This window comes from Streptomyces sp. NPDC048002 (genome assembly GCF_040653275.1).
In the GTDB taxonomy this organism is placed as follows: Bacteria; Actinomycetota; Actinomycetes; order Streptomycetales; family Streptomycetaceae; genus Streptomyces.
The window spans coordinates 1-25023 of sequence record NZ_JBEZNL010000068.1 but is presented as its reverse complement, the minus strand read 5'-3'; the positions used below and the strand labels follow the sequence as shown (position 1 = coordinate 25023).

Here is a 25023-nt window from a genome sequence, read left to right as displayed (position 1 = left end):
CCCCTATTTCTTTGATCCCGCCAAACTTGGTGGGGGTGTCCGTTTGGGGGTGTCCTAACAAACCTCCGGGGGGCGGGGCCCCCCCTTCCCCTGGGCGCCCCCCCGCTCCGGAGTCGCGCTGGTCAGAGCCGACGAACCGTCAGACCTCCACCACCACGGGGAGGATCATCGGCCTGCGCCGGTAGGTGTCGGAGACCCACTTACCCAGCGTGCGCCGGATCAGCTGCTGGAGCTGGTGGGGCTCCACCACTCCGTCCTGGGCCGACCTCTCCAGGACCTCCGTGATCTTCGGGATGACGTCCCCGAAGGCGGCGTCCTCGATACCGGAGCCGCGGGCCTGGATGTGCGGACCACCGGTGATCTTGCCCGTGGAGGAGTCCACGACCACGAAGACCGAGATGATGCCCTCGTCGCCGAGGATCTTCCGGTCCTTCAGCGCAGGCTCGCCGACGTCACCGACGGAGAGGCCGTCGACGTAGACGTATCCGGCCTGAACCTTGCCGGCGATCTTGGCCTTACCCTCGATGAGGTCGACGACGACGCCGTCCTCCGCGATGACGATGCGGTCGTGCGGGACGCCGGTCAGGGCGCCCAGCTCGGCGTTGGCGCGCAGGTGGCGCCATTCGCCGTGCACCGGCATCAGGTTCTTGGGCCGGCAGATGTTGTAGAAGTACAGGAGCTCGCCCGCCGACGCGTGGCCGGAGACGTGCACCTTGGCGTTCCCCTTGTGGACGACGTTCGCGCCCCAGCGGGTCAGGCCGTTGATCACGCGGTAGACCGCGTTCTCGTTGCCGGGGATCAGCGACGACGCCAGGATCACCGTGTCGCCGTCGACGATGCGGATCTGGTGGTCCCGGTTGGCCATGCGGGACAGGGCGGCCATCGGCTCGCCCTGCGAACCCGTACAGACCAGTACGACCTCGTGGTCGGGCAGGTCGTCGAGGGTCTTGACGTCCACGACCAGGCCCGGCGGGACCTTCAGGTAGCCGAGGTCCCGTGCGATGCCCATGTTGCGGACCATCGAGCGGCCGACGAAGGCGACGCGACGGCCGTACTCGTGGGCCGCGTCCAGGATCTGCTGGATGCGATGGACGTGGCTGGCGAAGCTCGCCACGATGATCCGCTTGCGGGCGTTGGCGAAGACCTGCCGCAGGACGTTGGAGATGTCCCGCTCGGGCGGGACGAAGCCCGGCACCTCGGCGTTGGTCGAGTCGGAGAGAAGGAGGTCGATGCCTTCCTCGCTCAGACGGGCGAACGCGTGCAGGTCCGTGAGGCGGTTGTCCAGCGGGAGCTGGTCCATCTTGAAGTCGCCCGTGTGCACGGCCATGCCGGCCGGCGTGCGGATGGCCACCGCCAGGGCGTCCGGGATGGAGTGGTTGACCGCGACGAACTCGCAGTCGAAGGGGCCGATGCGCTCGCGGTGCCCCTCCGCCACCTCAAGGGTGTACGGGCGGATGCGGTGCTCCTGGAGCTTGGCCTCGATCAGGGCGAGCGTCAGCTTGGAGCCAATCAGCGGGATGTCCGGCTTCTCGCGGAGCAGGAAGGGCACGCCGCCGATGTGGTCCTCGTGACCGTGGGTGAGGACGATGCCCTCGATGTCGTCGAGGCGGTCCCGGACGGACGAGAAGTCCGGCAGGATCAGGTCGATTCCGGGCTGCTCCTCCTCAGGGAAGAGCACACCGCAGTCGACGATCAGCAGGCGGCCGCCGTACTCGAAGACGGTCATGTTCCGGCCGATTTCACCGAGGCCGCCGAGCGGGGTGACCCGCAGGCCGCCTTCGGGGAGCGGCGGGGGCGGGCCGAGTTCAGGATGCGGATGACTCAAAAGACTCTCCTCAACCACACACGCCACGTACCGGTGGGCACGTGGCGCGCGTGACGTTCGTGCAGAAGCAGTTGTCGAAGTGGCGCAGGCACCGGTGGCCTGCTTATTCAGTTGTGAAGTTCAGTGCACGGGCGGCCGTGCGAAGTCCGATGTCAGAGCTGTACCCCGCCCGCGGCAAGATCGATCTTGAGCTGTTCGATCTCTTCGGGTGAGCATTCGACCATCGGGGCGCGCAGCGGTCCCGCGGGCAGGCCCTGGAGGGTGAGCGCGGCCTTGGTGGTCATGACTCCCTGGGTACGGAACATGCCCGTGTAGACCGGGAGCAGCTTCTGGTGGATCTCGGTCGCCTTGTGGACGTCACCGCTGGTGTACGCGTCGACGAGGGCGCGCAGCTCCGGGGTGACGACGTGGCCGACGACGGAGACGAAGCCCACCGCGCCCACCGAGAGCAGCGGCAGGTTCAGCATGTCGTCGCCGGAGTACCAGGCCAGGCCGGAGCGGGCGATGGCCCAGCTCGCGCGGCCGAGGTCGCCCTTGGCGTCCTTGTTCGCGACGATGCGGGGGTGCTCGGCCAGCCGGACGAGGGTCTCGGTGCTGATCGGGACGCCGCTGCGGCCGGGGATGTCGTAGAGCATCACCGGCAGCTCGGCGGCGTCGGCGACGGCCCGGAAGTGGCGGTACAGGCCCTCCTGCGGGGGCTTGTTGTAGTACGGGGTCACGATCAGGAGGCCGTGGGCGCCCGTCTTCTCGGCCGTACGGGCGAGCTGGATGCTGTGGTGGGTGTCGTTGGTGCCGACCCCCGCGATCACGTGGGCCCGGTCGCCGACCGCCTCCAGTACGGCTCGTACGAGGTCCGCTTTCTCCGCGTCGCTGGTGGTGGGGGACTCGCCGGTGGTGCCGTTGATGATCAGGCCGTCGTTGCCTGCGTCCACCAGGTGCGTGGCGAGCCGCTGTGCGCCGTCGAGGTCGAGTGCGCCGTCCGCCGTGAACGGCGTGACCATAGCGGTGAGGACCCGCCCGAAGGGGGTCTGCGGAGTGGAGGTCGGAGCCATGGGTTACACGCTACTCGCTGCTCAAGGCGTGGTCTGCCCTAGGGGTGAGGGAAAAGTCAGGACAAAGGTGGAGCCCGGCACTGCCTGCTCGGGGGTTCAAGCAGTGCCGGGTCCGTTTGATCAGGCTAGATGAACTTCTCTAAATGCCGCAATCCGGACACTTCGTAGGGCTGATGCGCACATCTGTGCCCGGCCTGGAACTCGGACGAGCTACGGGGCCACACGTCCGTTCGCATTGAAGGCGGCGTAGGTGAGCGGCATGAGCCTGGCCCACTCCGCCTCCATCTTCTCGCCCACCATCTCGATCTCCCGCTGCGGGAAGGACGGCACCTTCGCCAGCTCGTGCTGGGTGCGCAGGCCGAGGAAGTGCATCAGCGAACGGGCGTTACAGGTGGCGTACATCGAGGAGAACAGACCGACGGGGAGCACCGCGCGGGCGACCTCGCGGGCGACGCCGGCGGCGAGCATCTCCTGGTACGCCTCGTAGGCGCCGCGGTAGGAGTCCTCCATGACCCGGCCGGTCAGCTCCTGCTGGGCCTGGGTGCCCTCGACGAAGACGTACTTGCCCGGGCGGCCCTCCTGGACGAGCTTGCGGGACTCGCCGGGGACGTAGAAGACCGGCTGGAGCTCCCTGTACCGGCCCGATTCCTCGTTGTACGACCAGCCCACGCGGTGCCGCATGAACTCGCGGAAGACGAAGATCGGGGCGCTGATGAAGAAGGTCATCGAGTTGTGCTCGAACGGGCTGCCGTGCCGGTCCCGCATCAGGTAGTTGATGAGGCCCTTGGAACGCTCGGGGTCCTTCTTCAGCTCGTCCAGGGACTGCTCGCCGGCGGTGGAGACGCGGGCGGCCCACAGCACGTCGGAGTCGGCCGCGCTGTGCTTGACCAACTCCACGGTGACATCGCTGCGGAAGCTGGGCTTGAGGTCGTCGGCGGGGGTGTCGGTCACGACTCGGAGGGTCCTTCCATCACTTCACTCGGGCGGCGCCCACTCTACGGCCCGGCACCGACAACGAGGCGTTCGGTGCCGGTCCGCTACGAGTTCTGGCAATTCGGCGTATCCGGGCACCTTTTGGCCCGTTCGCTCGTCTGTCCCGGTGACAGTGGTTCGTTCGAGTCCCGAGAGGAGCAGGACCCCCGATGTTCCGTCGGCGTGAGCCCGTGCCCTTCGCCTTCGTCGCCGAGGCGGACCGGTTCCGCAGCAATGTCGTTCCCCCGCCCCGCGAGCGGGCGTCCGCTGGGCAGATAGCCGGGCGGTGGCTGCTGGGCCTGACCATCGTGGCCGGGCTGGCGGGCTCCCTGGTGCTGGGGATGCCGGCGCTGTCCCTCGACGAGTCGCCGCAGCGGAACGAGCAGTCCCAGGCGTCCGACGGCCGCTGAGTCCTGCAGGGCCCGAATGGCCCGGCAAGTACCCCCATGGCCCCCCACGGGTACCCCCATGGACCCCCAAGGGTGGTGGGGCGGCACCCGGGTAGATAGCCTCACCGGGCACAGCCCCAGCATGGATTGAGTGAGGACCAGCCGTGCCCCTGCCCTTCCTTACGGCCGACCGCGCCTTCGAAGCGGCCGACGACGTCGCGCTGCCCTTCGACGACCGTGACCGCTGGCGGCGCCCCTACCGTCCCGGCCCGTGGCGGGTCGGCGCGGCCGCGCTCCTGCTGCTGCTCGCCTCGTACGTGCTCTTCGCGGCCGTCATCATCGCGCTGGCCGGGACGCCGAGCGCGGCCGCAGTGGTCTTCGGCATCGCGCTCGCCGTGATCGCCGTCTCGCTGCGGCTGCTGCGCATGGGTGTCTGGGTGAGCGCGCAGGGCCTGCGCCAGGTCGGCTTCTTCGCCACCCGCACCCTGCCGTGGGCGCAGGTGGTCGCGGTGCGCACGGTGCAGCAGCCGGTGCGCTGGCTCGGGCTGCCGCGCACCTTGCAGGGACAGGCGCTGACGCTGGTGCGCGCCGAGCGCTCGGGTGACGAGGTGCCGCCCCTGATGACCACGCACAACGCGGACTTCCTGGGACGCTCGGACGCCTTCGACCGCGCCGCGGACACCATCGAGGCGTGGGCCGCGGAGGCGGCCCGCTAGGCGCCCCTCCCCCGGGGCTCTCCAGGGCGCCCCGGCGCGGTCAGCCCGCCGTCTCGCGCAGGGTGATCGCTCGCTGCATCGCCTTCCGGGCGCGCGGGGTGTCCCGGGCGTCGTGGTAGGCGACGGCCAGCCGGAACCAGCTGCGCCAGTCGTCCGGCGCGTCCTCGGTCTCGGCCTTGCGGCGGGCGAAGACCTCGTCGGCCGAGTCCCGGTCGATGCGGCCGCTGGGGGTGCGCTTCAGCTCGTCGACGGGCAGTCCGCCCTCGGCGTCGAGTTCCGCGGCGAGGGCGTTGGCCCGGCGGACGAACTGGGTGTTCTTCCACAGGAACCACAGGCCGATCGCCGGCAGGATCAGCACCGCGACACCGAAGGTGACCGTGAGCAGGGTGCCGGCCTTGATGAGCATGACGCCACGGCTGCCGACCAGGACGAAGTAGATCAGCAGGACGGCAGCCGTGACGGCGTAGGAGAGCTTGGCGCGCATCAGCCGAGGTCCAGGAAGTGTTCCAGGCCGAAGGTCAGGCCCGGGGTCGTCACCACGCGGCGGGCGCCGAGCAGGATGCCCGGCATGAAGCTGCTGTGGTGCAGGGAGTCGTGCCGCACGGTGAGGGTCTCGCCCTCGCCGCCGAGCAGCACCTCCTGGTGGGCCAGCAGGCCGCGCAGGCGGACCGCGTGGACCGGGACGCCGTCGACGCTGGCGCCGCGCGCTCCCTCCAGGCCGGTCTCCGTGGCGTCCGGCGCGGGGGCCGTACCCGCGGCGCGGCGTGCCTCCGCGATGAGCTGGGCGGTGCGGGTGGCGGTGCCGGAGGGGGCGTCGACCTTCTTCGGGTGGTGCAGCTCGACCACCTCGACCGACTCGAAGTAGGGCGCCGCGATCTGCGCGAACTTCATCGTCAGGACGGCGCCGATGGAGAAGTTCGGCGCGATGAGCACCCCGGTCTCCGGAGAGGCCGCGAGCCACCCGTTGAGCTGCGCGAGGCGCTCGTCGGTCCAGCCCGTCGTGCCGACGACCGCGTGGATGCCGTGGCTCACGCAGTAGTCGAGGTTGGCCATCACCGAGTCGGGCGTGGTCAGTTCGACGGCGACCTGGGCGCCGGTCTCGGCCAGGGTCTCCAGCTTGTCGCCCCGGCTCAGGGCGGCGACCAGCTCCATGTCCTCGGCGGCCTCGACGGCCCGTACCGCCTCGGAACCGATCCGGCCCCGGGCACCGAGGACCGCCACTCGCAGCTTGCTCATCTTCTTGCTTCCTTAGGGAGAGGCTTACGCGACCGCTTCGTGCAGACGGGACGCCTGTTTGTCCTTCAGTGGGCCGATGACCGACAGCGAGGGCCGCCGGCCCAGGATGTCGCGGGCCACCGAGCGGACGTCGTCCGGGGTGACCGAGGCTATCCGGGCCAGCATGTCGTCGACCGACATCTGCCCGCCCCAGCACAGCTCGCTCTTGCCGATACGGTTCATCAGCGCGCCGGTGTCCTCCAGGCCGAGCACCGTGGAGCCGCGGAGCTGGCCGACGGCCCGGGTGATCTCCTCGTCGGACAGTCCGTGCTGGGCGACCTGGTCGAGTTCGTCGCGGCAGATCTTCAGCACGTCGTGCACCTGCGAGGGGCGGCAGCCGGCGTAGACGCCGAACAGGCCGCAGTCGGCGAAGCCGGAGGTGTACGAGTACACGCTGTAGGCCAGGCCGCGCTTCTCGCGGACCTCCTGGAACAGCCGGGACGACATCCCGCCGCCGAGGGCGGTGTTCAGCACGCCGAGCGCCCAGCGGCGCTCGTCGGTGCGGGCCAGTCCGGGCATGCCGAGGACGACGTGCGCCTGCTCGGTCTTGCGGCCGATCAGCTCGACGCGGCCCGCGGTGCGCAGGTCCCGGTTGCCGTCGCGCGGGGCGAGGGGCGTGGCGTCGGTGTTCCTGAGGGCGCCGGCCTTCTCGAAGGCCGCGCGAACCTGCCGGACGACCTTGGCGTGGTCGACGTTCCCCGCCGCCGCGACGACCAGGTGGGTCGGGTCGTAGTGCTTCTTGTAGAAGCGGCGGATGCGGTCGGCGGTGAGGGCGTTGACCGTGTCGACCGTGCCGAGGACGGGGCGGCCGAGGGGGTTGTCGCCGAACATCGTGTGCGCAAACAGGTCGTGCACGCAGTCGCCCGGGTCGTCCTCGGTCATGGCGATCTCTTCGAGGATCGCGCCGCGCTCGACGTTGACGTCCTCTTCGAGGATCAGCGAGCCGGTGAGCATGTCGCAGACGACGTCGATGGCGAGCGGCAGGTCGGTGTCGAGCACGCGCGCGTAGTAGCACGTGTACTCCTTCGCCGTGAACGCGTTCATCTCGCCGCCGACGGCGTCGAGGGCGGAGGAGATGTCCAGCGCGCTGCGCCGCGCGGTGCCCTTGAAGAGCAGGTGCTCCAGGTAGTGCGTGGCGCCGTTCAGCGCGGGCGTCTCGTCGCGGGAGCCGACGTGCGCCCAGATGCCGAAGGTCGCGGAGCGGACCGACGGGAGGGTCTCGGTGACGATGCGCAGGCCGCCCGGGAGGGTGGTCTTACGGACCGTGCCGATGCCGTTGCTGCCCTTGATGAGGGTTTGGGTACGGGCGACGGCCCGCGCCTCCGAAGAGGTGCGGGCCGTCGCCTTGGAGCTACTCGACGTCACTTGTCGGCGTCGTCCTTCTTGTCGTCGGCGGACTCTTCGCCCTCGATCACGGGGATGAGGGAGAGCTTGCCGCGGGAGTCGATCTCGGCGATCTCGACCTGGACCTTCTGGCCCACACCGAGGACGTCCTCGACGTTCTCCACGCGCTTGCCGCCCGCGAGCTTGCGGATCTGCGAGATGTGCAGCAGACCGTCCTTGCCGGGGAGCAGCGACACGAACGCGCCGAAGGTCGTGGTCTTGACGACCGTACCCAGGTAGCGCTCGCCGACCTCGGGCATGGTCGGGTTGGCGATGCCGTTGATCGTGGTGCGGGCGGCCTCGGCGGCCGGGCCGTCGGCGGCACCGATGTAGATGGTGCCGTCGTCCTCGATCGTGATCTCGGCGCCCGTGTCCTCCTGGATCTGGTTGATCATCTTGCCCTTGGGGCCGATGACCTCACCGATCTTGTCCACGGGGATCTTGACCGTGATGATCCGCGGGGCGTTCGGGGACATCTCGTCCGGCGTGTCGATCGCTTCCATCATCACGTCGAGGATGTGGAGGCGGGCGTCACGGGCCTGCTTCAGGGCGGCGGCCAGGACGGAGGCGGGGATGCCGTCCAGCTTGGTGTCGAGCTGGAGGGCGGTCACGAACTCCTTGGTGCCGGCGACCTTGAAGTCCATGTCACCGAAGGCGTCCTCCGCACCGAGGATGTCGGTGAGGGTGACGTAGTGCGTCTCGCCGTCGATCTCCTGGGAGATCAGGCCCATGGCGATACCGGCGACGGGGGCCTTCAGCGGCACACCGGCGTTCAGCAGCGACATGGTGGAGGCGCAGACCGAGCCCATGGACGTCGAGCCGTTGGAGCTCAGCGCCTCGGAGACCTGGCGGATCGCGTAGGGGAACTCCTCGCGCGTCGGCAGGACCGGGACCAGGGCGCGCTCGGCGAGGGCGCCGTGGCCGATCTCGCGGCGCTTCGGGGAGCCGACGCGACCGGTCTCGCCGGTGGAGTACGGCGGGAAGTTGTAGTTGTGCATGTAGCGCTTGCGGGTCACCGGGGAGAGGGTGTCCAGCTGCTGCTCCATACGGAGCATGTTGAGGGTGGTGACGCCCAGGATCTGGGTCTCGCCACGCTCGAACACCGCGGAGCCGTGCACGCGCGGGATGGCCTCGACCTCGGCGGCCAGGGTGCGGATGTCGGTGACACCGCGGCCGTCGATGCGCTTCTTCTCCTTGATCACGCGCTCGCGGACGAGCTGCTTGGTCAGGGAGCGGTACGCGGCGGAGATCTCCTTCTCGCGGCCCTCGAACTCCGGCAGGAGCTTCTCGGCGGCGAGCACCTTCACACGGTCCAGCTCGGCCTCGCGCTCCTGCTTGCCGGCGATGGTCAGCGCGGAGGCCAGCTCCGGGCGGACGGCGGCGGAGAGCGCCTCCAGGACGTCGTCCTGGTAGTCGAGGAAGATCGGGAACTCGCCGGTCGGCTTGGCGGCCTTCGCGGCGAGGTCGGCCTGGGCCTTGCAGAGGACCTTGATGAAGGGCTTCGCGGCTTCCAGACCGGCGGCGACGACCTCCTCGGTCGGGGCCTCGGCGCCACCCTGGACCAGCTTGATGGTCTCCTCGGTGGCCTCGGCCTCGACCATCATGATCGCGACGTCGCCGTCCTCCAGGGTGCGGCCCGCGACGACCATGTCGAAGACGGCGTCCTCGAGCTCGGTGTGCGTCGGGAACGCCACCCACTGGCCGCGGATCAGCGCGACGCGGACGCCGCCGATCGGGCCGGAGAAGGGCAGACCGGCCAGCTGCGTCGACGCGGACGCGGCGTTGATCGCCACGACGTCGTACAGGTGGTCGGGGTTGAGCGCCATGATCGTCGCGACGACCTGGATCTCGTTGCGCAGGCCCTTCTTGAAGGACGGGCGCAGCGGGCGGTCGATCAGACGGCAGGTGAGGATGGCGTCCTCGGAGGGACGGCCCTCACGGCGGAAGAAGCTGCCGGGAATCTTGCCGGCGGCGTACATCCGCTCCTCGACGTCCACCGTGAGGGGGAAGAAGTCGAGCTGGTCCTTGGGGTTCTTGGAGGCGGTGGTGGCCGACAGCACCATGGTGTCGTCGTCCAGGTACGCCACGGCGGAGCCGGCGGCCTGCTTGGCCAGGCGGCCCGTCTCGAAGCGGATGGTGCGGGTGCCGAAGGCGCCGTTGTCGATGACGGCCTCGGCGTAGTGGGTCTCGTTCTCCACTAGCGTTTTCTCCGTTACTTGTCGTCTTTTGTCCCTCACTGCCCGTGTGGCAGGGGGACGGTTGCGGAGAAGCGCGCCGTCTGGTGCGGGCCGGTCTTCGATCGAAGCACCCGGGGCTCGCTTCCCCCCGGGGGCCACTACCGAGGACCGGCGGCGGCGAGGTGCGCTTCTCCTCGTAGTCGTGACTTCGCTCCACCCGGGCGGGCGGGCTCCGTCACGCTGTGTCGTGCGTCATGCGTTGTGCTACCACACTACAAAGCGTCTGTGACACTCCGCACGTACAGCAAAGGGAGCGGCCCCCTTTTCCCGGGAACCGCTCCCTTCACGGCGTCTTACTTGGCGCCCGCAGCACCGCGGCGGATGCCGAGGCGGTCAACCAGGGCACGGAAGCGCTGGATGTCCTTCTTGGCCAGGTACTGCAGCAGGCGGCGGCGCTGACCGACCAGGATCAGCAGACCACGGCGGGAGTGGTGGTCGTGCTTGTGGGTCTTGAGGTGCTCGGTGAGGTCGGAGATCCGACGCGAGAGCATGGCGACCTGGACCTCGGGGGAGCCGGTGTCGCCCTCCTTCTGACCGAACTCGCTGATGATCTGCTTCTTCGTAGCGGCGTCGAGCGGCACGCGTACTCCTCGTAGTCTTCTGAATGGCCACCGAGTGCCCCCGGTCTGTGTCTCGGGGGAGCTTCCGTTACTCGGGAGGCGGGGATCCGCTGAGCGCGGCCTCCAGAGCTGGCGCTCCGGGGGTGCGTACACAAACGGCCGTCACTCAGGGTACCAGCCGGAGGTGGGCGACCTCGCACGGGTTACGGAACCACCCTGATCACGGGGAATCCGCCACTAGGGTGAGCGCGCCGATCATGTTCTGGCAGTCGGAAGGCCCGGAATCGGAAAGCCCGGAGTCGGGAAGCCTGGAAGGGGTCGCCGGTATGGCGGAGACGGAAGAGGAGATCAAGGCGCGCAAGGAGCGGGAGCGGGACGAGCTCTACGCCCTCGACATCTCCGGCGTCGAGTGGCTGAGCGCGCCGGGCACGGAGTCGCACGAGGAGCGCGTCGAGATCGCGTACCTGCCCGACGGGGCGGTGGCCATGCGGTCCTCGCTCGCTCCGGAGACGGTGCTGCGGTACACGGAGGCGGAGTGGCGGGCCTTCGTGCTGGGCGCGCGGGACGGGGAGTTCGACGTGGAGCCCGCGGGGCGGGGTGAGGGCGCCGACGCGGGGTGATGTCCCGGGGGTGACCGCGGGGGTGACCGCGGGGGGTCTATTACGCGTGGGGCTTTCGCGTTGCGCGGGTGCGGACGGCTCGGCTCGACTCGGCCGATCGCGGGCGGGGCTCTGCGCGCCTGTGACGCACGGGTGTTGCTGCCCGGGGTTCCGCGCGGGACGCCTCCGTGGTCGCCAACGCGCCTGCCGTGTGCGGTGGTTCGCGGCCGAGTTGATGGGTTGCTTCGCTTTCGTTCCGGATTGTTCACAGGTGTCGCCCGGTTTGTTCACCAATAGGACGGCTGCGTAGGCCACTTCGGGGCAGGCTGTGACGCAGTGGGCCCGTGCTCGGGGGTGGACGGGCCTGCCGAGGTGATGCCTGTGGTGATTAGGCTGGTACCGGGCGCGACGCCAGAACCCGTGGACCGGGCGTCGGCGACCCAGGGGGAGAACCGACCGGAACGGACTACCTCGAACGATTTCGGACGACGAGCAATGGTCGCCCCGGCACGGCATGGGGGTGCTCGACCACACCAGGAGGAACTGTGAGCAGCGATCGGGACGGGATCCGCGGGGGCTGGGCCACACCCGGCGATGACCAGCCCGACGCGGAGTCGGCCAACGAGGTCACGGGCGAGTTCACCATCGACTACGCGCCGCCCGCCTGGTACACGCAGAACGCCAGCGGCTCCGCCGGGACGGGACGGGACGAGAGCGGGACGGGGGCCTCGGGCTCCACGCCCGCTCCGGGTCCGGCTCCGGCTCCGGCTCCGGGCGGTACGGCCGCTCCGGGGACTCCTACGTTCACGCCCTCACCGACTGTCCTGCCGTCCTCCCTGCCGGGGCTGACGCCGCCGGTACCGCACGCGGCGCCCGCGCCCGGGGTCCCTTACACGCCGCCCGCGCCGCCCGCTCCCGCGCCAGGGGCGCCTTTCACCCCGCCCGCGCCGCCCGCTTCCACGCCGGGGGCGCCCTTCACCCCGCCCCCGCCGGCTCCTGCGCCCGGGGCACAGTTCACGCCGCCTCCGCCGGCTGCCGCCGGGCCGGTCGCGGTGCCCAGGCTGCCGGTGGGCAGCGGGTTCGAACCGCAGGGTGCTCCTGCCGAGCCGGACGCCCAGACCTCGGCTCCCTCGGAGGACGCGGGCTCCCCCACGGCCGTGCCGAACCTTCCCGGGCTCCAGCAGCCTTGGAGCCCGCCCGCTCCGGCCGCTGCCCCAACTCCGGCTCCGGCTCCGGCTCCGGCTTCGGCTTCGGCTTCGGCCGAGGAGCCCTCGTCGGAATTCGGGAACGGTGACCTGGAGAGCGGCGCGACGATGCGGTTCTCCGCGGCTGCCCTGAAGCGGGAGATCCAGGAGATCGAGGAGCGCGCGGCGGAGTCCGACGCGCGCCCTGAACCGGCCGACGCCGACGTGACCGTGTCCTCGGAGGAGGCGGCGACGCCGGTCGCGGACGCCCCCGAGGACGAGCCCGCGGCGCGGGAAGTCACTGCGGACGAGGCCGAGTCGGCGGAGTCGACGGCCGAGGAGCAGCTCGCCGAGCGCGAGTCCGCCGGGGCGGAGGGCCCGGACGTGGACCTCGCGAGCGCGGACGCCACGGACATGGACGACGCGAACGTGGACGACGGCGGCGCCGAGGTCGCGGACGCGGAGCCGACCGAGCAGGGTTCCGCCGAGGTGGACACGGAGGCCAAGTCGGCGGACGCCGAACCGGTCGCGGAACCGGCGGTCGCCGAGCCGGTCGATTCGGAGCCGATGGATTCGGAGCCGGTTGACGCCGAGCCCGCGGTGGCGGAGCCCGCCGTGGCCGAGCCGGTGGCCGTGGAGCCCGCCGTGGCCGAACCCGTGGCCATGGAGCCCGTGGCCATGGAGCCCGTAGCCGTGGAGCCCGCAGTGGTCGAGCCTGCGGATGCCGAGCCCATGGGCGAGCCGTCGGACGCCGTGCCCGGGCTCCCCGAGCCCGCGTACGCGGTGACCGCCGAGCCGGTTCCGGTGGAGCCGGCGCACCAGGAGCCGGAGCCGCGGGACGCCGAGCCCTCCGCCGCCGAGCCGCAGGACGCCGTACCGTCCGCCGCCGAGCCGCAGGACGCCGTACCGTCCGTCGTCGAGCCCGAGGACGCCGTACCCGCGCCGCCTCAGGACGCCGTACCACCCGTCGCCGACGCGCCCCAGGCCCCCGCTCCCGCCTGGACTCCCCCGCCGACTCCGCAGGCCGGGATGCCTCCGCTGCCGCCGTCATACCAGCCCGCCGCCCCGATGGCCGCACCCCAGTGGCCCGTGCAGCAGCCGTCGGCCGCTCCTGCCGAGCCGCAGGCCGCGCCCGCCGCTCAGCAACCGCCCGCTCAGCAGCCGCCGTTCCCACCGCAGCAGCAGCCCTTCCAGCCGCAGGCCCCGCAGCCCGCGCCCGCCGCGTGGAACCAGCCGCCCGCCCAGCCGGCGGCCGCCGCACCGCAGCAGCCGGTTCCGGGGTTCCCGCAGCCGTCGGCCGAGCCCTCCGCCCCGGCCCCGCAGCCCGGCTACGGCTTCCCCCAGCCCGGCGCCCCGGCGGCACAGCCCGCGCAGCCCCAGCCCGGCTATGGCTTCCCGCACCCCGGCGCCGCCGCGCACCAGCAACCGTCGGCCCCTCAGCCGACCCCGCAGACACCGGCCCCGCAGACACCGGCCCCGCAGGCCGGCTACGGCTTCCCCCAGCAGCACGCGCCGCAGCCCCAAGCCGCTCAGCCCCAGGCAGGCTACGGCTTCCCGCAGCCCCCCGCCCCCGCCGCTCAGCCGGAGCAGCCCGCGCCCAACTCCCCCGCCCAGCCCGACGGTTACGGCTTCCCGCAGCAGGCCCAGCCGCCCGCCGCCGCGCCGCAGCAGCCCGTCGACCCGCGGGCGGGCGCAGCCTGGCCGCAGCCGATACGGCACGACCAGCGGCAGCCCACCAACCCCGGTGCCGCGCCGCTCGGTTACACCGCCGCCGTGGAGCTGTCCTCGGACCGGCTGCTCAACAACAAGAAGCAGAAGGCGAAGAGCGGCCGTCCGGCCGCGGCAGCGGGCCGGTTCAAGATCGGCGGAAAGAAGGAGGAGGCCGAGCGGCAGCGGAAGCTCGACCTCATCCGTACGCCCGTCCTCTCCTGCTACCGGATCGCCGTCATCAGCCTCAAGGGCGGTGTCGGCAAGACCACGACGACCACCGCGCTGGGCTCCACGCTGGCCACCGAGCGCCAGGACAAGATCCTCGCCATCGACGCCAACCCGGACGCCGGCACCCTCGGCCGCCGGGTGCGCCGGGAGACCGGGGCGACCATCCGTGACCTGGTCCAGGCGATCCCGTACCTCAACTCGTACATGGACATCCGGCGGTTCACCTCGCAGGCGTCGTCCGGGCTGGAGATCATCGCCAACGACGTCGACCCGGCCGTGTCGACCACGTTCAACGACGAGGACTACCGGCGCGCGATCGACGTCCTGGGCCGGCAGTACCCGATCATCCTCACCGACTCCGGCACGGGTCTGCTCTACAGCGCCATGCGCGGTGTGCTCGACCTCGCCGACCAGCTCATCATCATCTCCACGCCGTCCGTGGACGGTGCCAGCAGCGCCAGCACGACGCTGGACTGGCTGTCGGCCCACGGGTACGCCGATCTCGTCTCGCGTTCGCTCACCGTCATCTCCGGGGTGCGGGAGACCGGCAAGATGATCAAGGTGGACGACATCGTCAGCCACTTCGAGACCCGCTGCCGCGGGGTGATCGTCGTGCCCTTCGACGAGCACCTCTCCGCCGGTGCCGAGGTGGACCTCGACATGATGCGGCCCAAGGTGCGGGAGGCGTACTTCAACCTCGCGGCGATGGTCGCGGAGGACTTCGTGCGCCACCAGCAGTCGCACGGGCTGTGGACGAGCGACGGCAACCCGCCGCCGGTGGCCGCCCCGCCGATGCCGGGCCAGCAGGTGCCCGGCCAGCCGATGCCGGGCCAGCCGATGCCGGGCCAGCCCTACGCCCAGCCCGGCCAGCCGGTGCCGGGACAGCAGCCGGTGCCCGGTCAGCCGTACGTCCCCGGCCCGATACCGGGCCAGGCCCCGGCTCAGCCCTACGGTCAGCCCGCTCAGCCCGGCCAGCCCTACGCTCAGCCGTACCCGCAGCCCGGCCAGCCCTACGCACAGCCCGGTCAGCCCGCCGAGCCCGGCGCCCAGCCCGCCCAGCCCGCCCAGCAGCCGGGTCAGGCCCACCCGCAGCAGGGGCCGTACCACCCCCAGCAGCCGCCCCAGTAGGACGTGGCGTCGCACGCCGAAGGGCGGCCGGTGACCGTGAGGCACCGGCCGCCCTTCGGCGTCGTGGGGGGGGGCGGGTTACCGCTCGGGGGTCTCCGCCGCCGCGGTCAGGTCACGGCTGATCTTGATGTCCTCGCCCATGCGCTCGATCAGCGCGTCCAGCGAGTCGAACTTCACCTGGCCGCGGACGTAGGACAGGAAGTCGACGGCGACGTGCAGGCCGTACAGATCGAGCCCCACGCGGTCGATGACATGCGCCTCGACCGTGCGCTCGGTGCCGTCGAAGGTCGGGTTCGTGCCGACGGAGATCGCGGACGGCATCACCTCGCCCTGGGCGTGCAGCCAGCCGGCGTACACACCGTCCGCGGGGATCGCGGTGTGCGGGAGCGTCTCGACGTTGGCCGTCGGAACGCCCAACTCGCGGCCCCGCTGGGCGCCACGCACGACGACGCCCTCCACCCGGTGCGGGCGGCCGAGGATCTCCGCGGCGCCCTCGACCTCGCCCTCGCCGACCAGCCGCCGGGTCAGGGTCGAGGAGAACGGCTGGCCGCCGCCCGCCTCGCCGGACACGTACAGATCGACGACCTCGACCTCGAAGTCGTACGTCTTGCCCAGCTCCGCCAGGTACTCGACGTCACCCGCGGCACGGTGGCCGAAGCGGAAGTTCGGGCCCTCTACGACCGCCTTGGCGCGCAGCTTGTCGATGAGGACCTTGACGATGAAGTCCGCCGGGGAGAGGTTGGAGAACTCGATGGTGAACGGCAGCACCAGGACCGCGTCCACGCCCAGTTCCGCCATGAGTTCGGCCCGCCGGTGGTGCGGGGCGAGCAGCGGCGGGTGGGTGCCCGGACGCAGCACCTCCTTGGGGTGCGGGTCGAAGGTGACGACCACGGCGGGCAGGCCCAGCTGCCGGGCGCGGTCCACGGTGTGCCGGATGATCAGCTGGTGCCCGCGGTGGACACCGTCGTAGGACCCGATGGTGACGACGCTGCGCCCCCAGTCCTGGGGGATGTCCTCCAAGCCACGCCAGCGCTGCACTGTGACCGCTCCTCGTCGAACCCGTGTCCGTCACTACCTTCTACGCAGGTCTAAGGGTGCCATGCCGGGTGCTCGCGCCCCGCATCGGCATGGAGGCTGTGACGGTTCGCACGTGCCCGGTTGCGGTCACGCCGGGGCATGGACGCCCGCCAGGTTGCCGATCGTCCGGCGGGTGCCGGGGCCGACCACGGGGGCCCAGTCCTGGGGCGCGTCGGTGAGCCAGCCCGCCACCCGTGCGGCGAAGCCGGGGACATGACGGCCGAGGTCGACCAGCCCGCGGTCGAAGACGGTCGCGCCGTGCGGGGTGCGGGCCAGCAGGAGGCCGGTGCGGTGGACCAGTTCGCGCAGTCCCTCGCCGTCGTCGTGCTGCGCGGCCGCGTGCAGCACCGCGTCCAGGACGGCGGGTTCGCGCTCGCGGGCCAGGAGGAACTCCAGCAGTTCATGACGCAGGGGGCGCGAGCCGGGCGTGCCGGGCACCGCCAGGACCCCGGCGAGAGCGGCCCGCACGTGTTCTGGGCCGCCGTCGAGCAGGCCCGTGACCAGCGGGAACAGTACGGCGCGCGCGACCGGTCCGTGTTCCAGGCGGCGGTCCACGTACGCGGCGACGTCCCCCGCGGTCTCCGGCCGGCGCTCCACGGCCTCCTGGACGAGTGCGGCGACCCGACGGGCCAGCGACGGCGTGGTCACATCGGCCAGGATGCGCAGCGCGGGGCCCGCTCCCGGTCTGCGCAGCCGTTCCCGGAAGGCGTCCAGGACCGGTTCGGGGTGGGTGGTCAGGGCGCCGGCCAGCGCGCTCGGCGGGAACCGCGGGTCGGCGGCCGCGAAGTGCCGCAGCGCGAGCGGGAGATGGCGGGCGCGGGTGTGCGGGTCGCGGACGAGGAGGGCGAGCGCGCCGCCGTGCAGGCTGTTGTCGGCGGGGCGGGCCAGCAGCGCCAGGGCGGCGTAGCGGAGGAGTTCGCGGTCGGCGGCGGTGCGGATCAGCGGGGCGACCCGCAGTCCGTACGCCATGGCCGCCACTCTGCGCGCCGGGCGCTCGTCGTGCGCCCACCGGTCCACGGCCCGGCAGAGCGCGGACGGTTCCTCCTCGGCCAGCACGGCGAGCAGTTCGTCGGCGCGGGGGTGGGCGGCCTCGACGAGGGTCTCCGTCAGGTCGTCCAGGGCGCCGTGCCGGTGCGTGTGCAGCAGCGCCTGCGCGGCCCGTGCCACGGTGGCGTGCGGGGTCGCGGGCAGCGGACGGTCGTCGTGGAACCAGTGGACGAGGTGGCGCTGTACGGCGCCCGCGTCGGCGGTGAGCAGGTCCGCCACCGCGTCGAGGTAGCGGGGGCCGGTCCGGGTGTCGGCGAGGACGAGACGGTGCAGCAGGTCCAGGCGGGTGTCGTCCGGTACCGGCAGGGCCGTCCAGAAGTCCGGGCCGAACTCGGCCGGTACGGGACGGTGTTGGCGCCGCCAGCCCACGATGCGGTCGGCCAGTAGCCGCAGCACGTCGGTGTACGGGGTGGCGTCGGGCACCCGCAGCAGGGTCAGGGAGAGAAGTCGGGCGGCCCACCAGGAGTGCGGGTCGCTGTCCAGGGCGTCCGCCAGTTCCTGGAGACGGAGGGCCAGTCGGAGCGGTCCGCGTTGACGGGCGAGGACGAGGAGGGCCTCCACGACGGGACCGATGCGGTGGTGGGGTACGGGGAGCGGGTGGGGGTTCGTGGCGCGGTCTCGGTGGACCAGGGCGCGCAGGGCCTCGTCGAGGTCGAGGTGCGTGCCCTGGATCCAGTCGGCGAACTCCTCGTGGGCGAAGCGGTAGCCGTGTCCGGCGGGCACGAGGAGGCCCTCGGTGAGCACGGCGGACGCCCAGCCGGTCCCTCCGCCGAGCCCGGCGGGCGCTGGGCCCCAGGGGAACACGGCCTCGAAGGACTCCCGGTCCAGTCCGCCCTGGCCGGGGCCGAGGCTGCGGCGGGCGGCCTCGTGGACCTGGCCGGCGACCTTGGCGGCGAGTCGCCGTACCGCGGTGCCGCGCAGGCCGTTCTCGGCGGCGAGGCGGACGGCGATCCGCAGGCACATCAGGTCGAGGTGCGCCGCGAGGACCCGGTCCCGGTCGGTAGGGGTGTCCGGGGCGTCGGGGAGGGCGGCGCGGACCTCGGAGAGGAGTCGGAGGGTGAGGGGGTGCCGGGCGTCCCGTGGGCCGAGGACTCCCTCGGGCACGCCGTAGCGGGCACGCGCCTCGTGCGCCTCGGCCGGCGTCAGCTCCGCGAGCCGCACGCAGGCCGGCAGTGACGTGGTGCCCTCGTCGGCCCCGGGAACGTCCGGTGCCCCACCTGGCGCGTCGCCCCTTCCACGCGCCGCTCCGGCGGCTCCGACCCCTGCGGGGGCTGTGGCAGCTCCGGCGGCTCCGACCCCTGCGGGGGCTGTGGCAGCTCCGGCGGCACCCGCCCCGCCCTCGACCCAGCCCGCCGCGGACAAGGTCCCTCCGCCCCCAAAGTCCCCCGCGGCGAACGGCACCGCTCCCCTCACAGCGGCACCCCCGCCGCCCACCGCCCCGCCGAATGCCGTCCCCGAGTCGAACAGAGTCCCGCCGCCCTCGGACACACCCGCAGCGGACGGCACCGCCCCCCGCAAGGAGGCGCCCCCGCCGCCCACGGCGGTACCCGCCCCGTACAGCGCCTCCCCCGGGAACTCCGCCCCCGCGCCCTCCCAGTACTCCGCCCCGCACGCGATCACCAGCTTCGCGCCGGTCCGGCCGAGCCACGCCGTCGTGCCCGCCGTCCACGCGTCCAGCCGGTGGGCGAGCCGCGGGGGCATCTCCTCGGGGCCGTCCAGGAGGAGGAGCAGGGGTCCGCCGACGATCCGTGCGAGTCGCTCCGGGGTGAGGTCGCCGAGGTCCTCCGGAGTCACCGATCGGGACGCGGCGAGGATCCGGGCGGCGCGGGCCAGCGCCCGGCCGACCGCCTCCGCCACGGAGGTGTCACCGTCCTTCAGGTCTGCGCCGCGCAGCCAGAGCGTGGAAGCCCGGTGCCGCCGGTCCGCCAGCAGCGCCAGTTCTGTCGTACGGCCGCTGCCGGGGGCGCCCACCAGGGCCAGTACGGAGGTGCGGGGGCAGGCCGTGAACGCCGCCAACTCCCTTGCGATGGAGGTCCGTTCCACGGGTTGGGGTCCGGTCGCCGCGAGCGGCGCGTCCTGGCCGACCGTGGTCGCCGTCAGTTCCAGGACGCCCGCCGGGTTGAGGTCGGCGCCGTAGCAGGGGACGCCCATCGCGTTCTCGGCAAGCACCTCGGCGAGCGGTCCGGACCGCAGCGGGCCGGACCGCAGTGAACCGTCCAGGGGCTGGCGCAGGCCGGACCGCAGCGAGCCGTCGAGCGGCTGGCGCAGTGGCACGGCGAAGCCCTCGCAGCGATGGCCGCTGCGGACCGCGGTGGCCAGCACCGCGATCACCGCGCCCGTCTCCGCGTCCAGCACCGGCCCCCCGGCCGCGCCGCCCCCGGCTCGCAGCGCGTCACGGCCCGCCGTGCCGATCGCCAACTCCAGGGTCTCGCCCAGCTGATGGACCCGGTCCCCGGCGGTGTACGCCGCCGGGGCGGTGCCCAGGACGCGGGCCTCACGCCAGCCGCCCGCCGGGATCCTGACGTAGCCGCCCGGCTCCGCGGTGTCCCGGACGGTCACCGGCAGCGGGCGGGCGCCCAGGCCCTCGGTGCGCACCAGCGCCAGGTCCAGCTCGGGCAGGGGGGTCACCGCGTCCGCGGTCACCGGGCAGCCTTGGCCGCCGGCGACGCTCAGAACCAGGCGGGGCTGGCCGTCCACCGCCTCGTGGCTGGTGATCACCGTGCCGTGGTGGTCGGCCACGAAGCCGAGGCCGCGGGGCCTGCCCGCGGGATCGACGATGCGCACCAGGGCGTCGTCCAGGGTCTGCCCCTGCACTCCGGAAGCCCCGTGAACGTCCCGGGCCGCCATGGTCGAACCTCCCCGCCGTACCTCCGTGCCTGTCCTCGACGGTAGGGGCGGGATGATCAGCGGGACAGATCGCGTGGCGAACGCGCCCCCTTCCGCTCCCTCGGTTCACTCCGAGCGCCCGCCCGCAAGGGTGAACAGACGGGGGCGGCTGGATACACCCTAGGGGTGGGGGAACCGAGGGGGGACCGTGGAGCGGCGGGCAGAGAACGACCCCGTGCCCGCCGCTCCATGGGCGGAGTTCCGGCCTCAGCCGAAGACGGCGAGGCTCTTGGCCTTGCCCTTGTGCTCCTCGACGAGGGCCAGGAAGCGGCCCTCGGGGTCGAAGACGGCGACCGCCCCGCGGCCGGCGTACTCCTGCGGCATCTCCAGCCGGACACCGTTGAGCAGCAGCCCCGCCCGCCGGGTGTCGACCTCCCAGCGCGGGAAGGCGGCCGTGGCGGCCTCGGCGACGGGCATCACGGTCAGCTCCGCCTGGAGCTGCTCCAGCGTCTTCGCCGAGTCCAGCCTGTACGGGCCGACCCGGGTGCGGCGCAGCGCCGTGAGGTGGCCGCCCACGCCCAGGTCGGCGCCGAGGTCGCGGGCGAGCGCCCGGATGTAGGTGCCGGAGGAGCAGACGACCGAGACGACCAGGTCCAGGACGGGGGTGCCGTCCTCGGCGACGGTGTCCCGGACGTCATACACCGTGAAGGAGGAGACGGTGACCGGGCGGGCGGGGATCTCGAACTCCTCGCCGTCCCGGGCGCGCTTGTAGGAGCGCACCCCGTTGATCTTGATGGCGCTCACCTTGGACGGCACCTGCATGATGTCGCCGGTCAGCTTGGCGATCCCCGCGTCGACGGCCGCCCGGGTGACCTTCGAGGCGTCCGTCGACCCCGTGATCTCGCCCTCGGCGTCGTCGGTCAGGGTCGTCTGGCCGAGCCGGACGGTGCCCAGGTACTCCTTCTCGGTCAGCGCGAGGTGTCCGAGGAGCTTGGTGGCCTTCTCGACACCGAGGACGAGCACGCCCGTCGCCATGGGGTCGAGGGTGCCGGCGTGGCCGACGCGACGGGTCCTGGCGATCCCGCGCATCTTGGCGACCACGTCGTGCGAAGTGAAGCCCGACGGCTTGTCGACGATGACAAGTCCGTCGGGCGTGGTCTGCTTCTGGGTCATTCGGCGGCGTCGTCCTCGTCGTCACCGGGCTTGCGGTACGGGTCGGCCTCGCCGGCGTAGGCGGCGCCGGCCGAGACCTCGCGCACCTTGGCGTCGGACTGGCGCGCCTTGTCGAGGAGGTCCTCGATGGTCCGGGCGGTGTCGGGCAGCGCGTCGGCCACGAAGGTCAGCGTGGGGGTGAACTTCACGCCCGCCGCCGCGCCGACCGCGGAACGGAGCACGCCCTTGGCGCTCTCCAGTCCGGCCGCCGCCGCGGCCCGCTCCTCGTCGTCTCCGTACACGGTGTAGAAGACGGTCGCCTCCCGCAGGTCACCCGTGACCCGGGTGTCCGTGATGGTGACGTGCGAGCCGAGCCGCGGGTCCTTGATCCCGCGCTGCAGCTTCTGGGCCACCACCTCCCGGATGAGGTCCGCCAGCCTTTTCGCCCGCGCGTTGTCGGCCACTGGTCCGTCTCCTTAAAGTGCTGATCTCTTGCTTCAGTCTTCGTCGCTGTGGAGCCTGCGTCGAACCGAGAGCAGTTCCACCTCGGGCCGCCCGGCGACCAGCCGCTCGCAGCGGTCCAGTACGTCGGTGAGGTGTCCCGTGTCCCCGGAGACCACCGCGAGCCCGATCTCGGCCCTGCGGTGGAGGTCCTGGTGTCCCGTCTCCGCCGCGCTCACCGCGTACTTCCGCTGGAGTTCGGCCACGATCGGTCGGACGAGGGAGCGTTTTTCCTTCAGCGAGTGGACGTCGCCGAGGAGCAGGTCGAAGGACAGCGTCCCCACATACATGTGTGTGCCCGGATGTCCCGCCGGTTCGGGGTACGGGTGCCTCACGCCGGCACCGATACGGGAACCGTACACGCAACGGCCGGGGCCGATCGACGGAAATTCCCTGAGGGAATCGCCCCGCCGACCGGCCCCGATCGCGTGCTACGACGGTCAGGCGCGCGGCTTCTCGCGCATCTCGTACGTCGCGATGACGTCGTCGACCTTGATGTCGTTGAAGTTGCCGAGGTTGATACCGCCCTCGAACCCTTCGCGGATCTCGGTGACGTCGTCCTTGAAGCGACGCAGACCCTCGATGTTGAGGTTCTCCGCGACCACCTTGCCGTCGCGGATGAGGCGCGCCTTGGTGTTGCGCTTGACCTCGCCGGAGCGGATGAGCACACCCGCGATGTTGCCCAGCTTGGACGACTTGAAGACCTCGCGGATCTCCGCCGTACCGAGCTCGACCTCCTCGTACTCCGGCTTCAGCATGCCCTTCAGGGCCGCCTCGATCTCCTCGATCGCCTGGTAGATGACCGAGTAGTAGCGGACGTCCACACCCTCGCGCTCGGCCATCTGCGCCGCGCGGCCGGCCGCGCGGACGTTGAAGCCGATCACGATGGCGTCGGAGCCCATCGCCAGGTCGATGTCCGACTCCGTGACCGCACCGACACCGCGGTGCAGGACGCGGATGTCGACCTCTTCGCCGACGTCCAGCTGGAGCAGCGAGGACTCGAGCGCCTCGACGGAACCAGAAGCGTCACCCTTGATGATGAGGTTGAGCTGCTGGACCTCGCCGGCCTTGAGCACCTTGTCGAGGTCCTCGAGGGAGACGCGGCGCGTGCGCTTGGCGAAGGCCGCGTTGCGCTCGCGGGCGGCGCGCTTCTCGGCGATCTGACGGGCCGTACGGTCCTCGTCGACCACCAGGAAGTTGTCGCCCGCGCCCGGGACGTTGGTCAGGCCCAGGACCTGGACCGGCGTCGACGGGCCGGCCTCGGCCACGCTGTTGCCGTTGTCGTCGTGCATCGCCCGGACTCGGCCGTACGCGTCGCCGACCACCATGGTGTCGCCGACCCGCAGCGTTCCGCGCTGGACGAGGACCGTCGACACGGCACCGCGGCCGCGGTCGAGACGGGACTCGATCGAGATGCCCTGCGCGTCCTGGTGCGGGTTGGCCCGCAGGTCGAGCGAGGCGTCGGCGGTGAGGATCACGGCCTCCAGCAGGGAGTCGATGTGCAGACCCTGCTTGGCGGAGATGTCGACGAACATGGTGTCGCCGCCGTACTCCTCGGCGACCAGGCCGTACTCGGTCAGCTGACCGCGGACCTTGGTCGGGTCGGCGCCCTCGACATCGATCTTGTTGACCGCGACCACGATCGGCACTTCGGCCGCCTTGGCGTGGTTGAGCGCCTCGACCGTCTGCGGCATGACGCCGTCGTTGGCCGCGACGACGAGGATCGCGATGTCCGTCGACCGCGCACCACGGGCACGCATGGCGGTGAACGCCTCGTGACCCGGGGTGTCGATGAAGGTGATCTTGCGCTCTTCGTCGTTGACCTCGGTCGCGACCTGGTAGGCACCGATGTGCTGGGTGATGCCGCCGGCCTCGCCCGCGATGACGTTCGTCTTGCGGATGGCGTCGAGCAGTCGGGTCTTTCCGTGGTCGACGTGACCCATGACGGTGACGACCGGCGGGCGGACCACCAGGTCCTCCTCGTCGCCCTCGTCCTCGCCGAACTCGATGTCGAAGGACTCGAGCAGCTCGCGGTCCTCCTCCTCCGGGCTGACGATCTGAACCGTGTAGTTCATCTCGCCGGCGAGGAGCTGGAGCGTCTCGTCCGAGACGGACTGCGTGGCCGTGACCATCTCGCCGAGGTTCATCATGACCGCGACGAGCGACGCCGGGTTGGCGTTGATCTTCTCCGCGAAGTCGGTGAGCGAGGCACCGCGCGACAGGCGAACGGTCTCGCCGTTGCCGCGAGGCAGCATCACGCCGCCGACCGACGGGGCCTGCATGGCCTCGTACTCCTGGCGCCTCTGCCGCTTCGACTTGCGGCCACGACGCGCGGGACCGCCGGGACGGCCGAAGGCGCCCTGCGTGCCACCACGGCCACCCGGACCACCGGGACGACCGCCGAAGCCGGGACGGCCACCGCCGCCACCGAAGCCGCCGCCACCGCCGGGGCCACCGCCACCGGGACGACCGGCGAAACCGCCGCCACCCGGACGGGCACCGCCGCCGGCACCACCGGGACGACCGGCGAAACCGCCGCCGCCACCGGGACGACCGGCACCGCCGCCGGGACGGCCTGCGCCGCCCGGACCGCGGCCGCCGGGGCCACCGCCGGGACGCGGGCCGGCAGCGGGACGCTGCGGCATCATGCCGGGGTTCGGACGCGGACCGCCGGGACCGCCGCCCGGACGCGGGCCGCCCTGCGGACGGGGCATCCCGCCCGGGGTCGGACGCGCGCCGCCCGGAGCCTGCGGACGGGGACCGCCCGCCGCGCCCTGGGGACGGGGACCGCCCTGGCCCTGCGGACGCGGAGCGCCGCCGGGAGCACCGGGGCCACCGGGGCCGCCGGGACGCGGGGCACCGCCGGGACGGGGCGCCTGGGGGCGCGCCATGCCGGTGGAGCCACCGGAGGTGAAGGGGTTGTTGCCCGGACGGGGACCGGCCGGACGGGCACCGGGACGCGGCGCCTGGCCACCCGGACGCGGGGCGCCGGAGCGCTCACCGCGGCCCTGGCCGCCCTGCGCGGGGCCACCCGGACGGGGCGCACCCGGACGCGGACCCTGACCGGCGGGACGCGGCGCCTGGCCGCCCGGACGCGGGCCGGAGCCCTGCTGCGGGGCGGACGGCGCGGCGGGAGCCGCCGGCGGTGCCGTGAACTCGGGC

19 protein-coding genes and 1 pseudogene are annotated in these 25023 nt (G+C 72.2%); 5 read left to right on the top strand and 15 right to left on the bottom strand.

Annotated features, from left to right (window positions below):
- Window positions 1–139: 139 nt before the first annotated feature.
- The 3 genes from AB0E07_RS38945 to thyX form a co-directional block, all read right to left on the bottom strand.
- Window positions 140–1825: a ribonuclease J gene (locus AB0E07_RS38945; RefSeq protein ID WP_362262950.1), complete on the bottom strand. Its 1686-nt coding sequence runs from the start codon at window positions 1823–1825 to the stop codon at window positions 140–142.
- A gap of 152 nt (window positions 1826–1977) precedes the next feature.
- Complete coding sequence (gene dapA / locus AB0E07_RS38940) at window positions 1978–2877, bottom strand: 4-hydroxy-tetrahydrodipicolinate synthase (protein ID WP_362262947.1); 900 nt, start codon at window positions 2875–2877, stop codon at window positions 1978–1980.
- Window positions 2878–3087: 210 nt separating this feature from the next.
- A complete protein-coding gene (gene thyX, locus AB0E07_RS38935) occupies window positions 3088–3828 on the bottom strand; it encodes an FAD-dependent thymidylate synthase (protein ID WP_362262944.1) in 741 nt (246 codons plus the stop codon).
- A gap of 191 nt (window positions 3829–4019) precedes the next feature.
- On the opposite strand from thyX, the gene AB0E07_RS38930 reads away from it, so the two are divergent.
- Both AB0E07_RS38930 and AB0E07_RS38925 read left to right on the top strand, forming a co-directional pair.
- On the top strand, window positions 4020–4259 hold the full coding sequence (locus AB0E07_RS38930; protein ID WP_362262941.1) for a hypothetical protein: 240 nt from the start codon (window positions 4020–4022) through the stop codon (window positions 4257–4259).
- A gap of 143 nt (window positions 4260–4402) precedes the next feature.
- Complete coding sequence (locus tag AB0E07_RS38925; protein ID WP_362262938.1) at window positions 4403–4954, top strand: PH domain-containing protein; 552 nt, start codon at window positions 4403–4405, stop codon at window positions 4952–4954.
- A gap of 40 nt (window positions 4955–4994) precedes the next feature.
- Here AB0E07_RS38925 and AB0E07_RS38920 read toward each other — a convergent pair whose 3' ends face one another.
- The 5 genes from AB0E07_RS38920 to rpsO all read right to left on the bottom strand — a co-directional run bounded on the left by AB0E07_RS38920 (window position 4995) and on the right by rpsO (window position 10430).
- Entirely contained in the window at window positions 4995–5438 is a 444-nt protein-coding gene (locus tag AB0E07_RS38920) for a hypothetical protein (protein WP_362262935.1), read from the bottom strand.
- Entirely contained in the window at window positions 5438–6190 is a 753-nt protein-coding gene (dapB, locus tag AB0E07_RS38915) for a 4-hydroxy-tetrahydrodipicolinate reductase (RefSeq protein ID WP_362262933.1), read from the bottom strand. The genes AB0E07_RS38920 and dapB overlap by 1 nt, the downstream gene beginning before the upstream one ends.
- A 24-nt stretch (window positions 6191–6214) precedes the next feature.
- Window positions 6215–7594 (bottom strand): pitrilysin family protein, encoded by a 1380-nt coding sequence (locus AB0E07_RS38910; RefSeq protein WP_362262930.1) that lies wholly within the window; start codon window positions 7592–7594, stop codon window positions 6215–6217.
- Complete coding sequence (locus tag AB0E07_RS38905; protein WP_362262928.1) at window positions 7591–9810, bottom strand: polyribonucleotide nucleotidyltransferase; 2220 nt, start codon at window positions 9808–9810, stop codon at window positions 7591–7593. Before AB0E07_RS38905 ends, AB0E07_RS38910 begins: the two co-directional genes overlap by 4 nt.
- A 332-nt stretch (window positions 9811–10142) precedes the next feature.
- Window positions 10143–10430 (bottom strand): 30S ribosomal protein S15, encoded by a 288-nt coding sequence (gene rpsO / locus AB0E07_RS38900; RefSeq protein WP_015657483.1) that lies wholly within the window; start codon window positions 10428–10430, stop codon window positions 10143–10145.
- Window positions 10431–10735: 305 nt separating this feature from the next.
- On the opposite strand from rpsO, the gene AB0E07_RS38895 reads away from it, so the two are divergent.
- Window positions 10736–11029: a DUF397 domain-containing protein gene (locus AB0E07_RS38895; RefSeq protein WP_362262924.1), complete on the top strand. Its 294-nt coding sequence runs from the start codon at window positions 10736–10738 to the stop codon at window positions 11027–11029.
- A 524-nt stretch (window positions 11030–11553) separates the two neighbouring features.
- Window positions 11554–11634, top strand: a pseudogene (locus AB0E07_RS38890) (SCO5717 family growth-regulating ATPase); the annotation flags it as partial.
- 23 nt (window positions 11635–11657) lie between these two features.
- Here AB0E07_RS38890 and AB0E07_RS38885 read toward each other — a convergent pair.
- Window positions 11658–11816, bottom strand: coding sequence for a hypothetical protein (locus AB0E07_RS38885; RefSeq protein WP_362262961.1), 159 nt, complete (start codon window positions 11814–11816; stop codon window positions 11658–11660).
- A gap of 505 nt (window positions 11817–12321) precedes the next feature.
- Between AB0E07_RS38885 and AB0E07_RS38880 the strand changes: the two genes are divergently transcribed.
- The gene (locus tag AB0E07_RS38880; RefSeq protein WP_362262953.1) at window positions 12322–15258 is read left to right on the top strand and encodes an AAA family ATPase; all 2937 of its coding nucleotides are present in this window, start codon (window positions 12322–12324) and stop codon (window positions 15256–15258) included.
- A 78-nt stretch (window positions 15259–15336) separates the two neighbouring features.
- On the opposite strand, the gene AB0E07_RS38875 is transcribed toward AB0E07_RS38880, so the two are convergent.
- From AB0E07_RS38875 to infB, 6 genes are all read right to left on the bottom strand, one after another.
- Window positions 15337–16296: a bifunctional riboflavin kinase/FAD synthetase gene (locus AB0E07_RS38875; RefSeq protein ID WP_362262921.1), complete on the bottom strand. Its 960-nt coding sequence runs from the start codon at window positions 16294–16296 to the stop codon at window positions 15337–15339.
- A 126-nt stretch (window positions 16297–16422) separates the two neighbouring features.
- Window positions 16423–20229 (bottom strand): serine protease, encoded by a 3807-nt coding sequence (locus AB0E07_RS38870; protein WP_362262918.1) that lies wholly within the window; start codon window positions 20227–20229, stop codon window positions 16423–16425.
- 246 nt (window positions 20230–20475) lie between these two features.
- Window positions 20476–21381, bottom strand: a complete 906-nt coding sequence (gene truB / locus AB0E07_RS38865) for a tRNA pseudouridine(55) synthase TruB (RefSeq protein ID WP_362262915.1) — start codon at window positions 21379–21381, stop codon at window positions 20476–20478.
- Window positions 21378–21824: a 30S ribosome-binding factor RbfA gene (rbfA, locus tag AB0E07_RS38860; RefSeq protein WP_351925625.1), complete on the bottom strand. Its 447-nt coding sequence runs from the start codon at window positions 21822–21824 to the stop codon at window positions 21378–21380. Before rbfA ends, truB begins: the two co-directional genes overlap by 4 nt.
- A 33-nt stretch (window positions 21825–21857) precedes the next feature.
- Window positions 21858–22151: a DUF503 domain-containing protein gene (locus tag AB0E07_RS38855; RefSeq protein WP_164436504.1), complete on the bottom strand. Its 294-nt coding sequence runs from the start codon at window positions 22149–22151 to the stop codon at window positions 21858–21860.
- 150 nt (window positions 22152–22301) lie between these two features.
- On the bottom strand, window positions 22302–25023 hold a 2722-nt coding region (gene infB, locus AB0E07_RS38850), incomplete at its 5' end, for a translation initiation factor IF-2 (RefSeq protein ID WP_362262911.1).

Excerpts from the sequence above, each read along its gene's own strand:
- dapB (WP_362262933.1), bottom strand. The coding sequence starts at position 6,190 with ATGAGCAAGCTGCGAGTGGCGGTCCTCGGTGCCCGGGGCCGGATCGGT.
- truB (WP_362262915.1), bottom strand. The coding sequence starts at position 21,381 with ATGACCCAGAAGCAGACCACGCCCGACGGACTTGTCATCGTCGACAAG.
- dapA (WP_362262947.1), bottom strand. The coding sequence starts at position 2,877 with ATGGCTCCGACCTCCACTCCGCAGACCCCCTTCGGGCGGGTCCTCACC.
- AB0E07_RS38855 (WP_164436504.1), bottom strand. The coding sequence starts at position 22,151 with ATGTATGTGGGGACGCTGTCCTTCGACCTGCTCCTCGGCGACGTCCAC.
- AB0E07_RS38920 (WP_362262935.1), bottom strand. The coding sequence starts at position 5,438 with ATGCGCGCCAAGCTCTCCTACGCCGTCACGGCTGCCGTCCTGCTGATC.
- AB0E07_RS38895 (WP_362262924.1), top strand. The coding sequence starts at position 10,736 with ATGGCGGAGACGGAAGAGGAGATCAAGGCGCGCAAGGAGCGGGAGCGG.
- AB0E07_RS38930 (WP_362262941.1), top strand. The coding sequence starts at position 4,020 with ATGTTCCGTCGGCGTGAGCCCGTGCCCTTCGCCTTCGTCGCCGAGGCG.
- AB0E07_RS38880 (WP_362262953.1), top strand. The coding sequence starts at position 12,322 with ATGCGGTTCTCCGCGGCTGCCCTGAAGCGGGAGATCCAGGAGATCGAG.
- AB0E07_RS38870 (WP_362262918.1), bottom strand. The coding sequence starts at position 20,229 with ATGGCGGCCCGGGACGTTCACGGGGCTTCCGGAGTGCAGGGGCAGACC.